Source organism: Bifidobacterium psychraerophilum, assembly GCF_000741705.1.
In the GTDB taxonomy this organism is placed as follows: Bacteria; Actinomycetota; Actinomycetes; order Actinomycetales; family Bifidobacteriaceae; genus Bombiscardovia; species Bombiscardovia psychraerophila.
Genome location: NZ_JGZI01000008.1, coordinates 313,799 through 326,450, shown reverse-complemented (window position 1 = coordinate 326,450; position 12,652 = coordinate 313,799). Strand labels below are relative to the sequence as shown.

Annotated in this window: 10 protein-coding genes; 1 reads left to right on the top strand and 9 read right to left on the bottom strand. The window is 59.9% G+C overall.

Going from position 1 to position 12,652, the window contains the following annotated elements:
- Nucleotides 1-147: 147 nt before the first annotated feature.
- Complete coding sequence (locus BPSY_RS03740; RefSeq protein ID WP_033497957.1) at nucleotides 148-1,125, top strand: sugar-binding transcriptional regulator; 978 nt, start codon at nucleotides 148-150, stop codon at nucleotides 1,123-1,125.
- A 111-nt stretch (nucleotides 1,126-1,236) separates the two neighbouring features.
- Here BPSY_RS03740 and BPSY_RS03735 read toward each other — a convergent pair whose 3' ends face one another.
- The 9 genes from BPSY_RS03735 to BPSY_RS03690 all read right to left on the bottom strand — a co-directional run bounded on the left by BPSY_RS03735 (nucleotide 1,237) and on the right by BPSY_RS03690 (nucleotide 12,583).
- Nucleotides 1,237-3,453: a phosphomevalonate kinase gene (locus tag BPSY_RS03735; RefSeq protein WP_033497958.1), complete on the bottom strand. Its 2,217-nt coding sequence runs from the start codon at nucleotides 3,451-3,453 to the stop codon at nucleotides 1,237-1,239.
- Between the two features lie 133 nt (nucleotides 3,454-3,586).
- Nucleotides 3,587-4,621: a diphosphomevalonate decarboxylase gene (mvaD, locus tag BPSY_RS03730; protein ID WP_051921641.1), complete on the bottom strand. Its 1,035-nt coding sequence runs from the start codon at nucleotides 4,619-4,621 to the stop codon at nucleotides 3,587-3,589.
- Nucleotides 4,618-5,718: a mevalonate kinase gene (mvk, locus tag BPSY_RS03725; RefSeq protein WP_081884218.1), complete on the bottom strand. Its 1,101-nt coding sequence runs from the start codon at nucleotides 5,716-5,718 to the stop codon at nucleotides 4,618-4,620. Before mvk ends, mvaD begins: the two co-directional genes overlap by 4 nt.
- Before the next feature lie 258 nt (nucleotides 5,719-5,976).
- Nucleotides 5,977-6,609 carry a TetR/AcrR family transcriptional regulator gene (locus BPSY_RS03720; protein WP_033497960.1) on the bottom strand — a complete coding sequence of 211 codons (633 nt, stop codon included), beginning with the start codon at nucleotides 6,607-6,609 and terminating at the stop codon, nucleotides 5,977-5,979.
- A gap of 51 nt (nucleotides 6,610-6,660) precedes the next feature.
- Complete coding sequence (locus BPSY_RS03715) at nucleotides 6,661-9,273, bottom strand: YhgE/Pip domain-containing protein (RefSeq protein WP_033497961.1); 2,613 nt, start codon at nucleotides 9,271-9,273, stop codon at nucleotides 6,661-6,663.
- A gap of 77 nt (nucleotides 9,274-9,350) precedes the next feature.
- A complete protein-coding gene (locus BPSY_RS10975; protein WP_051921639.1) occupies nucleotides 9,351-10,034 on the bottom strand; it encodes a hypothetical protein in 684 nt (227 codons plus the stop codon).
- A 107-nt stretch (nucleotides 10,035-10,141) separates the two neighbouring features.
- Nucleotides 10,142-10,681, bottom strand: coding sequence for a hypothetical protein (locus BPSY_RS03700; RefSeq protein WP_051921637.1), 540 nt, complete (start codon nucleotides 10,679-10,681; stop codon nucleotides 10,142-10,144).
- Nucleotides 10,682-10,805: 124 nt separating this feature from the next.
- A complete protein-coding gene (locus BPSY_RS11915) occupies nucleotides 10,806-11,915 on the bottom strand; it encodes a HAMP domain-containing sensor histidine kinase (protein WP_238556792.1) in 1,110 nt (369 codons plus the stop codon).
- Nucleotides 11,912-12,583, bottom strand: a complete 672-nt coding sequence (locus tag BPSY_RS03690; RefSeq protein WP_033497200.1) for a response regulator transcription factor — start codon at nucleotides 12,581-12,583, stop codon at nucleotides 11,912-11,914. The genes BPSY_RS11915 and BPSY_RS03690 overlap by 4 nt, the downstream gene beginning before the upstream one ends.
- Between the last annotated feature and the right edge of the window lie 69 nt (nucleotides 12,584-12,652).

Genomic DNA, 12,652 nt, shown 5'->3' with positions numbered 1-12,652 from the left:
AGCGCGTATCCGGTAGAGTTTCCATACGGAATTTGAACATATGTTCACCGGCAATATGACTATCGGTTGTCTTAATCGGTGAATTCCTGACTTTTATGCCAATATTTGCATATGTTTCATATCCTTCCTTCGAGGTAATATGAACATATGTTCACGAGAAATAGCCAGCTTGCTACCGCCGAATCGCGCAAGCACATCGAACTGGTGCTGAAGGTGGCACGCATGTATTACATGCAGAACCTCACCCAGGCGCAGATAGCCTCCGCTGTGGGGTATTCACGACCCACCGTCTCCCGACTCCTTCAGGAGTCACGTGATGAGGGAATCGTCCATATAGACATCGGCCATGTGCTGGAACGGGTGATGTCGCTCGAAGACCGCCTGGTGCAGTGCTTCGGATTGAAATTCGCCAGGGTGGCACCCACATCCCCGACACTCGCCCCGGCTGAGACGGTACCCGAATACGCGGCATCCCTCTTCAGCGAGCAGGCCCGGGAGGACTCCCTGATCACCGTATCCAACGGTCGTGCCGTTGCGGCGACGGTGCGCCAGATCCCGTCGCGGAACTGGCCGAAGGCCAATGTGGCGCAAATGGTCGGAGCGCTGTCGCCATCCAATTCGATGACCGACTCCCCCGATATATGCCGGATGCTGGCGAACAGGCTGAACTGCACCTTCAGCCCTCTGCACGCCCCTATGATCATGTCCTCCGCACCCATAGCCGAAGCCATGCGCAAGGAGCCGCAGATAGCCACATCGCTGGCGCTCGGCGGTGGCGCCGATGTCGCCATCGAAGGCGTCGGGGCCGTGGTGAACGATCGGCTCAGCCCGGTGTTCGACAATTACGTTGACGCCCATATGGTCAGAAGGATGAGGGATCTGGGAGCCGTGGGCACCGTCTGCGGTCATTTCATAGATGCGAGCGGCACCCATGTGCATACCGAGCTGTGCGTTCGAACGATTTCCATTGACATCGAAAGGCTCAAGCACATCCCCCTGGTCATCGGCGTGGCCTGGGGAAGGGAGAAGATCGAAGCGATCCGTGCCTGTCTGAGCGGGGGCTATCTCTCAGCTCTGGTCACCGATCAGCACACGGCTGAAAGCCTGCTCGCGAAGAAACCCTGAAACCGCTGGGATCCATGTGCCCAACGGCACCAAAGACACGCACAGAGAACGGTGGCACGCCGACAAGCCGCAATGGATATGCCGGCACCGCCTTGGCGCATGCCGCCGGTATCAGGAGCGACGGGCCAAAGTACCCAGATCGATACCGAGCAGTTCCGCCTCTTCCCTGCTCTCACCGGTGACCAGCACATCACCATGACGCAGGTCGGCGACGCTCCTTGCCCCCAGCAGGGTCATCAGCGAGCGCAGCTGCATCTTCCATGCCTCGATTTCCGCAACCAGAGCGTCATCTCCCGAATGGAGGTAGGTGTGCAGGAAGTGTCCCGAGACGCCAACGGCCTGGGCGCCGAGGGCAAGCGCCTTCAGGACATCGAGCGGGTTGCGGACGCCTCCGGAAGCGAGCAGGACCGCATCGCGATCGTGCAACGATATCCGATGAACCGCATCCAGCAGGCATAGCGGGGTCGATTGTCCGAAGCCCCTGAGATAGGAGTATTCCGAACTTTTGCGTCTGCGATTCTCGATATCCACGAAATCGGTGCCGCCACGTCCGCTCACATCCACGCCGTCGGCCCCGAGGTCAAGGATCTGGCCGATGCTTCTGCTACTGAGCCCGAAGCCGACCTCCTTGACCACCACAGGCACCTTCACCGCTGCGATGATATCCGCGATCGATTGCCGCCACGAGCTGAAATCGCGGTCGCCTTCCGGCATGACGATCTCCTGGGCGGCATTCACATGGATCTGCAGGGCATCCGCCTGCAGCATGGCGACGGCATCCACCGCCTGGTCGGGTGTGACGCTGGGACCCACATTCGCAAACACGAATCCCGGGGTGTTATCCCGTATCGCGGTGAAGCTCTCCCTCAACGAAGGCTCGCGCAGGGCCGCATGCTGGGAACCCGACGCAATGGCCAGGCCTGTCCGCGCAGCGGCTTTCGCCAGGGCGGCGTTGATGCCGCCGCTTTTGGATGAGCCACCCGTCATCGCGTTGATGAAAAAGGGCATAGGCCAATCCGCTCCCAGGACGTGCACGCCGAGGTCCACGTCCTTGGTGGCGATATCCGGGAAGGCATGGTGGATGAAACGAATATCATCGAAGGCGTTCGTGGATTCGTCGGCATGCTGCCTGTCGGCCAGACGCACATGGTCGTCCTTGCGCTGCGAGGCGATGCCCGCCGCATCCGCATGCTCCTCGGATACGGCATGCTCCGGCGATGAATACAGCGTGAGATCCAAAGCCTGTATACCTTCCTTCGCCCATGCCTCACGGATGCCTTCCTGATCCGCAGCCGCCCCGCATAGGGCGATGCCACAGTCACCGCCACCTGCGCCCGAACTCTTCGCGGCTGCGCCGTGCTCCTGCGCGATCTCCACCAAGCGCCGCAGTATTGGCGTTTCGATAACCGTTCCCGTAATGGAGGTCAGGTAGGCGAGTGTCTGACGGGCCTCGTTCAGAGCATGCTGCACGCCTGCCACATCGCCGTGCGTCATCGCCTTCTTCATCGCGTTCACGCAACGATCGCTACGATCAAGGAATTCTTGGTATTCAGGCGAATCATGCCTGGTGCCACCCTTGAAACTGGATTGCACCTTGCCGACGAGTTCAGGCGTTGAAGCCGGGGCACCGGTCCACCCGATCAGGAAGGACAGCTCGTCCGGAACATGAAGACGCTCGATGCGGAGTCCCGGCCACGGTCTTTCCAGCAATGCATGCACTGTCCTGCCACCCTGCTGGGCATCCCGCTTCGCGGCGATCAACCATTCCCGATCCGGCGAAGAGTATCCGATGCAAGCGGCGAAGGTGGCCGTCGCGATATCCCCGCCCGAGCCGGAGGGCTGTATCGCATGTGCCGCGAGAAAAGCGAGTTTGTAGAGTTCAAGGTCATCGAGCTGCAGGTCGTACAGGCCCACCAGAGCCCTGACGGTGGCAACGGTGACCGCGGCGGATGAGCCCAGACCGAATTTCCTTCCTGAGGAATCGTCCAAATCGCTGCTCACCGCGAGGTCAAAGCATATCGGGGCCCTTCCGGACTCCCGCACCAGAGCTTCCACCCACTGGATGGCGCTGAGCATGAAGCTACCGGACTGCCGGTCCCCTTCGAGAACATCCAGCTCGCCATTCCTGTGCCGCCAGACGATCGGGTTGTCCGGAAAACGAGTCGAGGTGATGTGGCCGACGTCCCCGGCCGGCTTGGCGCGAACCGTAAGGAAACGATCGACACTAATCAGCACTGCGGCGTGGCCTGCTTCGACGACGGCATATTCACCGGCGACATAGAGTTTGCCCGGTGCTCTTGCCTCGATCACATCATCACTGCTGTTCATGCCAGTCCCTTGTCACATCCGTTAATCGAGCGTCACTGCGGATCGACACCGCTCGCACGTCCCACATCTGTCTTGCCGACCATCGCATTCGCGGGGCCATAACCGCACGAGCATCAGCGGCAGATGGCCTTCGTCATGCATGCCCCTGCGTCGTCCGCAACCGAACCCCCGGCCCCGCGACATGGGAATGCACTTCGAATCCGGGGAGCGCGGCCCTCAGGTCATGCTCCACCCGTGCAGCCTCACGTTGCGTCGTCAGTACCTTGACATTCGGCCCGGCATCCATGGTAGCCCATGCATTCAGACCACCCTGGCGGACTTCGTCCACGGCTTGCAGCGCAGCGACGCTGCCGGGCAGCCAATACATCACCGGCGGCCTCGCGGTCATCATCGTCGCGTGCATGCCCAAGGAATTCGATTGCACGATGGCCCCGAGTCTCGCCACATCACCGAGCTTGACCGCTTCCAGCGCCTGCTCAAGATCGTCGGCTCCGGACCGGACCCAGGCATCGTACAGGGCCGATGTCTGCACACTACGACGCATCGCCTCCCTGCTCGGGATCTTCTTCTGCTCTCCTGAGACCAGAATCACGACAATCGCCAGGTCAAGGGGGCAATCGATGTGTTCCGCATACGAGGAGGCATCGTCATGACCCGCATGCCACAAGGCCATGCCGCCATATACCGAGCGGCATGCCGACCCCGATCCACGCCGCGCCAGACGGGAAAGCTCGCGTTCATCGAGTTGCAGGCCGGCTGCATGCGAGGCGGCGGCAGCCAGAGCGGCGAAGGCGGATGAGGAACTGGCCAGGCCCGCCTCATAGGGCATCGTGTTGTGGGACGAGACCACGGCATCGGCATCCATGCCAGCCATATCGCGCACCACATCGAGCAGCGCACTGACGCGCTGCAGGGCTTTGCCCTCGCGTTCACTGTCGTCTATATACAGGCGGTCATGGCCCGTTCGCCGACCGGAGCGGTCGAAACTCACACTCGTCGTGGTCTCCAGATCGGCGAGCGTGAGCGAAAGACTCGACATTCTGGGGATGATGAGCGCTTCGTCAGCTTTGCCCCAATATTTGATCAAGGCGATATTCGCATTCGCACTTGCGACGGCATGATATCCCGTACCGTCATCCAATGCCTCACCGTTGTGCCGTGCAATCATGCGATACTCTCATCAGACCTGGTGCGGGCGGAGGCATACCTTTCCTCGTCACGGTTTCCCGATGAACGCCCTGTCTGCAGGGCATGGACCCAGACCCCTTTGGCACCGTGATCATACAGCCGTCCCTGTATGGACTCGGCCTGACGACGGCTGGATGCCAGTGCGATCATGCAACCACCGAGGCCCCCTCCTGTCAGCTTGGCACCGACAGCCCCCGCGGAACGCGCCGCATCGACCAGGGAATCAAGGGTCGGATGACTTACCTGCAGCTGTGCAAGCATGTCCTGGGCCTGATTCATATGTGCTCCAAGACCCTTGATATCACCGTGCGCCAAATCGGCGACGGCAAGCTCGCCGAGCGACCCCAGGCTTTCCAGAATCGTTCTCGTGCGTTCGTGTTCATGCTCGTATCGCTCGCGCACACCGCCCACGGCATCGCGCGTGCTCCCCGATATGCCGGAATCCGCTATCACCAGATAGGCCGGAATATTCATCACCACCGTGGAGATGGCCCCATGATCCAGCAGAATCGGGTCAGATGCGCAGGTGGTCACCGAATCAAGCCCCGAGGGGTGACCGTGGGTGATAATCTCCGCACCATTGGTCAGGGCGAAGAGCTCATCGGGGGACGCCGCCTTGCCGTAGGCATCCAGAACCGCCCTGATAACCGCTCCTGCGGCGGCGGCCGAAGAACCGAGCCCTCTCTCCGCGGGAAAATCCGCTTCCGTGACGATGTCGAAAGACAGACCCGAACGCCCCACGAAGGTCTCGGCGACCTGCACGGCACGGCGGATACCGGCGAAACGCTCGCCCGATTTTCTCAATTCGCCGTCGTATCCCAAGGCGTGAAGCATATGTTCATGGCCACTGATCGGCGCGACCCATGCACGCATCTTCAGGCTCTGAAGGGGCAGCGCTATCGCGGGGTAGCCATAGACGGCGCTATGATCGCCTATCAGAATGGTTTTCGCCCATGTCTCCCCATATCCGGACAGGTACACCTTGTCGAGATCGTGAACATCGTCCGTGGAAACCGCACCCAGGCTCCTGGGCGTACGCGCGTCTTGAGGTGTCTGTTCATGCAGGGGTTTTCCCATGGATCGATGCCTCACCTTTCCGGTTCGGATTCACGGGGCGAGTCATCCCGCAAAACCATGCGGAGAGGATACGCTGCACCTGCGTTGAAGACAACAGGACCTCTCTCGCCTTTTGCTTACCGAGTAGGATTATACGGTTGAGCACCCTGTACAAACAGTGCAGAAGCATGAGAATACCGTAGAGATTCACAAATGCGGACTCAATCAGCTCCTGGTATCAGGCTCTGCCATCCTGCGGTAGAGCCGTCCGGTCAGGCTTCAGTCCTTATGGGATGGCTCCGAAAGCTTGTTGTCCTCCTGCGCGACGCCCAACCCTCCGCAGACGCTCATCGTGGCGAAAAGCCTCAAGCGCTGGGCCACTTCATCCGCACTGAGTCCAACAGGATCCTGCATCCACTGGCGAATGATCCACAAGGATCCCGCGGCGACGGCATGGCTCGCCTCGTGAAGCGGCAATGGCCCACGTTCCAGGGCATCCATAACCGGCGATTCACGCTCCATATGCTCGGCGACCCCTTCGACCAGCTCGTCCAACACCCGCAATGCGGCAGGCCCCTTGAAGATCTTGAGATAGAAATCCCTGTAGTTCTCCAGCACATAGGTGATCTGTCTCAGGAAGGAATCCACGATCGAGAGCCTCTCCTGCTTGGGAATCATGGAGATCAGGGGATTCTCGAAAACCGGCCGGACCCTGTAGAGTGCGGCTGCGGCGAATGCGGTGGGCAGATCCCGGAAGTTCTGGTAGAAGGTCGGACGTGTGACGCCCGCCTCGGCTGCGATGTCGGTCACTGTGATATCGGAGACCTCGCGCTCTTCCAGGAGCTTGATCGTGGCATCAAGCAACGCTTGCCGAGATCTGCTGAATCCTTGTCTGACGTTTTCGGATGCCATGACTGCTAACCTCTAGACCCCGTTGTTTGGGCGTTGCTCTGCGTTTTGCCTTCATCCTGCGACCGGCTGCATAACGCCGGTGGTCTCCACATCAGCCGGCAGAAGGGATTCTTCCGCCTTCTTCTCGGAGGCACCACCGATTACGGACATCGGCATTTCAGCAGGATCGGTGCTTCTCACCTTCCTCATCAGGATACTCGCCGAGAGGAAGGTCACCAACAGCGCCGTGATACCCCAGATCAACATCGGAGCGATGGCAGGTCCCACGAACACGCTTCCGCCTCCGATCAGCGATCGTATCCCCTTGATGACGTAGGTCATCGGCAGATACGGGTTGACGGCCTGGAAGAAGGCGGGGGTGGTTTCAACAGGATAGGTGCCGCCGCCACTGGTCAGCTGCGTGACCATCAGCATGATCAGCACGAATTTCCCGGGATCCCCAAGCAGCACGATGCAGGCCTGGCTGATGGCCATATAGCAACAGGATGCGAACATCGTGAAGAGGAAGAGGCCCCACAGATTCGCGACATCAACCCCGATCCCCCAGTGAACGACCGACACGGCCGCTATCGTCTGGACCATGCCCAGAACCGCATACGGCAGGTAGGACCCGAGCGTCACCACAAGGGGGGAACGGCGTTTGCGCATCAGTTTGGCACGCAGGGCGGGCCTCATCATGAATGTGGACAATGCGCCCAACCACAAGGCGAGTCCGAGGAAGTACGGCAACATACCGCTTCCCGTGTTGCTGACCTTGTGGTTCCTGGTGCTGGTCACCGTCACCGGCTGCGATGCCTTCGAACTGATCTCCTTGGCCTGCGCATTCGTATAGCTCGGCACCTTGTCCGCACCAGTGGAAAGCGCGCTCGCCAAGGTCTTGGATCCGCTGGCGATGGTGGACGAAGCGGTGCTCAGCTGCTGTGAACCCTTCGCGGCAGCATTGATGGAAAGGACCAAAGTCTGACTCTGGGTGTTCAGGGTGTTGAGTCCGCTGGCCAGGGAGGGCACTTTGGCGTTCAAGGTCTGCAAACCGCCGTTGAGCGTGCCCGCACCCGAGCTGAGTTTCGATGTGGCACTCACCAGGGAAGAGCTTGCGGTATTGAGCTTCGCCGCACCCGCAGTGAGCTTCGGCATGTTGGCATTCAGCGTCGATAGACCCGAAGCCAAGGATTGCGCTCCTGAATTGCTCTGTTTGGCCCCTGAGGACAATGTGGCCAGTCCTTGTGACAATGTGCCCGCCCCACTGCTCAACTGCGAGGCGCCCGTATCTACCGACTTCGCCCCTGCGCTGAGAGCGGTCAGCCCGGTGGCGGCCGAAGATCCCGATGCCTGCGAACCGAGTAGTTGGGCGCTTGCCGTGGACAGTGCCGTCAGGCCGCTTTGGCTATCCCTGCCCGAAAGTGCGGTCGTCCCTTGCTTCAATTGCTGCGACAGGGTCTGGATTTCCTGCAGTGCGGCGATGCGTTCGGTGTCGTCCATGCTGTCGTAGGAGTCCATGAGCTTCTGTATTTTGGCGCTTTCCGCCGCCTGCAACTGCTGCAAGGTGTAGGCGCTGTCACTCAGCTTCGCCGCCCCTGAGGAGATCGATGCGGCTCCGGCCAATGCGCCGTCTGCCCCGGTGGAGAGTTTGCTCGTCGCGGCGTGCAGGTCGTTGCTCCCGCTGGCCAGGCTGGCTGCGCCCGTGGCTGATTGCGAGGCCCCATCGGCGATCTTCGCAGTTGCGTTCGCGAGGGTGCCGGCACCTGTCGAAAGCGGTTGCACGGCGTTGGCGACGGCGTTGACCCCGGATGACAGACTTTGTGTTGCGGTCGGCAACGCGGACACAGCATTCGTCAGTGTCTGCGTTCCCGTGGCCAAGGTCTGCGATCCTGAGGCCAACGCTCCGACACCCGTACCCACTGCCGATGCTCCATCGGCGAGCCGTTTCGTCGCTGTCGGCAACGCCGCCGTCTTCTCGGACATCGTGCTCAGCCCGGTTGCCAGAGTGCCGGCACCTGCGGCGCTCTTCTTGGTGCCGGCTGCCAGAGCACCGGCGCCCTCGGAGGCCTCGGACAACGAGTCGTGCATACCCGAGATGGTCAGATACACCTTGTCGAGGTAGGCGGAGGACACTTTACCGGACAGCGAGCGCTCCAATGCGGTGCCCACGGTCTGCGCTATGGTGCCGGCAAGATAATTCACCGAATCATCGGTGGTGATATCGATGTTGCCCTGCTGCACCGCAGCGGCCTGTGACGCCGTGCTCGTCGCGCTCGACAACGCATCGGCTGTGAAATCCTTGGGGATGACCATGGTCACCAGATATCTGCCGTGCTTCAAACCGTCACTGGCATCGTCCTGCGTGGTGGCATGCCAATTGAAGTTCGTCGTGCCGGAGCTGTTCCCGGTCATCGTATCCGCCACCTGATCGCCAAGATTGCTGGTGGTCGTTTTCCCCGCGGCGGTGATGGTCTTGCCCTCATCCAGATTCACGATGGCCGCGTCGACATTGTCGAGACGCCCGACCGGATCGATATTGGCATCCGTCAGCAGCCCCGCATAGATCAGCGGCAACACCGCAAGCACGATCAGCACCGCGATAACCATGATGTCAACGGTCTGGCGAGACCTGCTCCTCTTCGGAGCCTTCCCGGCATCCGCAACCGCCGCATGAACTGCCGCCATGATTACCTCTTTTCATTCATTCCTCTATTGCCGGAAGAAACCATACAACAGTAAAGAATAATTTACAACCGTAAAATTTAGTGTCTCCGAACGCCCTCCGCGAAGAATCGACGCTGCTTTGTTCTGAAGAACATCACCAACCCGGCCACCACCACACCCGCACCCAGCACCATTCCCACCATCCCAGAGCTTTTTCCTGCACCATCGGTGTGCTGGGAGAGCAGCAGCACATTCTGCATCACCACCACCGAAAGCAAGGCATCGGTGAAAGCGATGGCTTTGACCGCAGCATCCGTAGGGTTGCGCTCACGGCGTGCCACCACCAGCCCCCTGATCGCGGTACCGATTTTGACGACCGTTATGGCGGCCACGGAGATCGCCACGATATCGGAATAAGAAGCTCCCGCTTCAACGGACATCAGCGTGAACGAGAAGAAGCCATAGGACAGTCCCACAATGCACAGCAGCAGGCCGGTGCGGTGATACACACTCATCTCATGCCGCGACCTTTCGGAGATATCGTGCAGCCGTCTGATCCTCCTATGCCGGTACACGATGACGAAACGGGATAGGCAGAGCATGAAGTAATACACGGCGCTGACGATGAACAACACGGATTGGGTCACAACGCCCAGACCGAGCTTGACCGAAGCCATGCCTACACCCACGACGACCGAACCCGCCGCGCCGAGCGCCGTCCTATCGGCAAGAGCCAGACTTCTGTACCGATTCCAGATCACGGTGATGCGTCTGATCATCATCCCCCCCCCCTCTTCCCGGCACGACAAAGCGGCACAGCCCCGCCACCGTCAACGCACTTCCCGGAAACCGCTCCTCCACAGGTAACCGCCCGTGCCAAGCACCGGCGCTAGAGCAGCTGACTCGCCTTCTTCGTGGTTTCGTAGACCGCATCGTATGTGGCGTCCACCTGGGGCGCGTTCCTCTGCGTCGTCTTCGCCAGCACTCGCGTGTAGCTCGGGTATGCGATCAGCCAGAGCAGGAATCCCGGTATGGCGAGAAGCACCATGGCAACGATGAAGCCCGACATGTAGGAGAAGGTCGCTCCGGCCAGGAAGGCGCAACCGATGATGCCGACGCTCAACGAGATCATTCGGGCCCGGGACTTCGGCGCGGCTTCCAATCCCCTGACCTGCATCGCGTAGGAATCGAACTGGCGCTGCAGGCGTGAAAGCTCCGCCTTGTTGCGAATCTGACGGTCGCGCTTGAACTTCAGCACGATGTTGCTGGTGAGCTTGTCCTGTTCGGATGATTCCAGAGCCCATCCAAAGGCCCGGTAGCTGTCTACGTACAAGCCCTCGTCCAGGGATGGCACACTGATGTTCTTATATTCGTAGCCGATGAAATCCTTGGCTCCCGCACTTACCTCGTTGACGTTTCCCGCAATCATCGTCGCTCCTTCTCCATGTGTTTCAACCGTGTTGACAACACACAATGTATGAAGCGATTGTTGGACGACTATTGGTGAATTGTTCGAGTTGTGTTAGTTTCCGCACCGCAGTGCATCGGAGACCCTACGCCGCTGCGGGAAGCCTGACCAAGACCACAGTGCCCTCATCCACGACACTGCTCAGCGTGACGGTGCCGCCCGAAAGCTCGACGGCCCTGCGGACCATCGCCATTCCAAGGCCGTTGCCGCGAGCCGCATGGGAGGTATCCCCCTGATAGAACTTGTCGAAAACATGGGCGAGCTCCTCTGCGCTCATCCCGCAACCGTCATCGCGAATCTCGACGCTGACGATGTCGTCATCGGAACTCTGGCGAAGCGACACATGACCACCCGGATCGGTGAATTTGAGGGCGTTCCCGAGAATATTGCTCCACACGACCTCAAGCACCCCAGGATCCGCCCGCACCAGCGCCCGATCCTCCATATCGACATCGAGCTCCACCCCTTTGGAATCGAACAGATCACCGAAGGCCAGCACCGCGTCCGCCAATTGGCGCGGCAGGTCGCAGCTCTCGATCTGCAATCCGATCCGCTGGTTCTCAAGCTTGCTCAGCTTGAGGATATTCGTCACGAACTGGCCCAAGCGTTCGCTGGCGTCAGTCACCGCACCCGCATAACGCGAGCGCTGCTCATCGGAGAGATCCGGCTTGCCGAGCAGCTGGACATAACTCTGGATGATGGCCAAGGGTGTTTTGATCTCATGCGACACATTCGCCACAAAATCGTTCTTCATCGTTTCGATGCTGCCGAGCTCGTGAACCATGGCGTTGAAGTCCTCGAACATCTCGTCGTTGCTGTCCCACTGAGGAGATTCGGGCAGATGCTCAGGTTCCAGATAGACAGAAAAGTCACCGGATGCCACCTGCTTGCTGGCCTCACTGAATTTGCGCATCGGCTCCAGCCGTTTGCGGATCTGCAGAAAGGTGATGAGGCTCAGGGTTCCGGCGACGATGGCCCAGTACCCCGTCATCCCCGCAATGAACATGGGTGGGAAGGAAGGCAGTTTCGCATACGATCCGAGGATCAGGGCCTGCCCGCCCGCGAGCACGCAGAGCAGGGAGAAGGTCCAGATGAACATATAGGGGGAGAACCGTCTCTCCTTGACTCTCCTTCCGGCCGCCTTGCCGGAAGGACCTGCATCCTCGGCCGTTCCGCCCCTCATCGGCGTGTTCATCGCGGAACCGCCTTGTATCCCAGTCCCCTGACCGTGACGATCTCGAAACCGTCGCAATCGGCGAGCTTCTTCCGAAGGTTGGTGATGTAGACGTCAACCGCCCTCAACCCGGTATAGGAACCGACATCCCAGAACTCATCCATCAGCTGGGCTCGGGAGAAGACCTGTTTGGGATAGCTGAGCAATTTGAAGAGGATATTGAATTCACGGGCCGTCAACGCTATCTCCGCACCGTCGACCGACGCGGTCATCTGATCGATGCTCATGTCCAGATTGCCGATAGACAGACGTTTTTCGTCGTCGATATGCGCCCTTCTGAGCAATGCTTCGATGCGCAACACCAGCTCGTCAAAGTCGATGGGCTTGACCATGTAATCATCCACACCTGTATGAAAGCCCTTTTTCTTGGAGGCGATGTCGTCGCGGGCGGTCATGAAGATGATCGGCAGATGCGCATAGATCTCACGCAGCTTCGCCGCGAAGGCATACCCATCCGTGCCCGGCATCATGATGTCGGACACCACCAGATCAAACAGGTGGCCATGCATGGCCTCATAGGCATCATGCACGTTCAGACAGCCTGTAACGGCATATCCGGCATCACGCAAATACATGCATGTGACCTCATTGAGATCACGCTCGTCCTCTACAACAAGAATGTCTACCATGACGTCACTGTACCGCGTGACCCCAGATCGGACGCAAGCCCCCGCACCCGGAAGCGTCATAGCGGCCGG

Bases quoted from the DNA above. Each gene is read 5' to 3' on its own strand.
- BPSY_RS03740 (WP_033497957.1), top strand. From the start codon at position 148: ATGTTCACGAGAAATAGCCAGCTTGCTACCGCCGAATCGCGCAAGCAC.
- BPSY_RS03735 (WP_033497958.1), bottom strand. From the start codon at position 3,453: ATGAACAGCAGTGATGATGTGATCGAGGCAAGAGCACCGGGCAAACTC.
- mvaD (WP_051921641.1), bottom strand. From the start codon at position 4,621: ATGATTGCACGGCACAACGGTGAGGCATTGGATGACGGTACGGGATAT.
- mvk (WP_081884218.1), bottom strand. From the start codon at position 5,718: ATGGGAAAACCCCTGCATGAACAGACACCTCAAGACGCGCGTACGCCC.
- BPSY_RS03720 (WP_033497960.1), bottom strand. From the start codon at position 6,609: ATGGCATCCGAAAACGTCAGACAAGGATTCAGCAGATCTCGGCAAGCG.
- BPSY_RS03715 (WP_033497961.1), bottom strand. From the start codon at position 9,273: ATGGCGGCAGTTCATGCGGCGGTTGCGGATGCCGGGAAGGCTCCGAAG.
- BPSY_RS10975 (WP_051921639.1), bottom strand. From the start codon at position 10,034: ATGATGATCAGACGCATCACCGTGATCTGGAATCGGTACAGAAGTCTG.
- BPSY_RS03700 (WP_051921637.1), bottom strand. From the start codon at position 10,681: ATGATTGCGGGAAACGTCAACGAGGTAAGTGCGGGAGCCAAGGATTTC.
- BPSY_RS11915 (WP_238556792.1), bottom strand. From the start codon at position 11,915: ATGAACACGCCGATGAGGGGCGGAACGGCCGAGGATGCAGGTCCTTCC.
- BPSY_RS03690 (WP_033497200.1), bottom strand. From the start codon at position 12,583: ATGGTAGACATTCTTGTTGTAGAGGACGAGCGTGATCTCAATGAGGTC.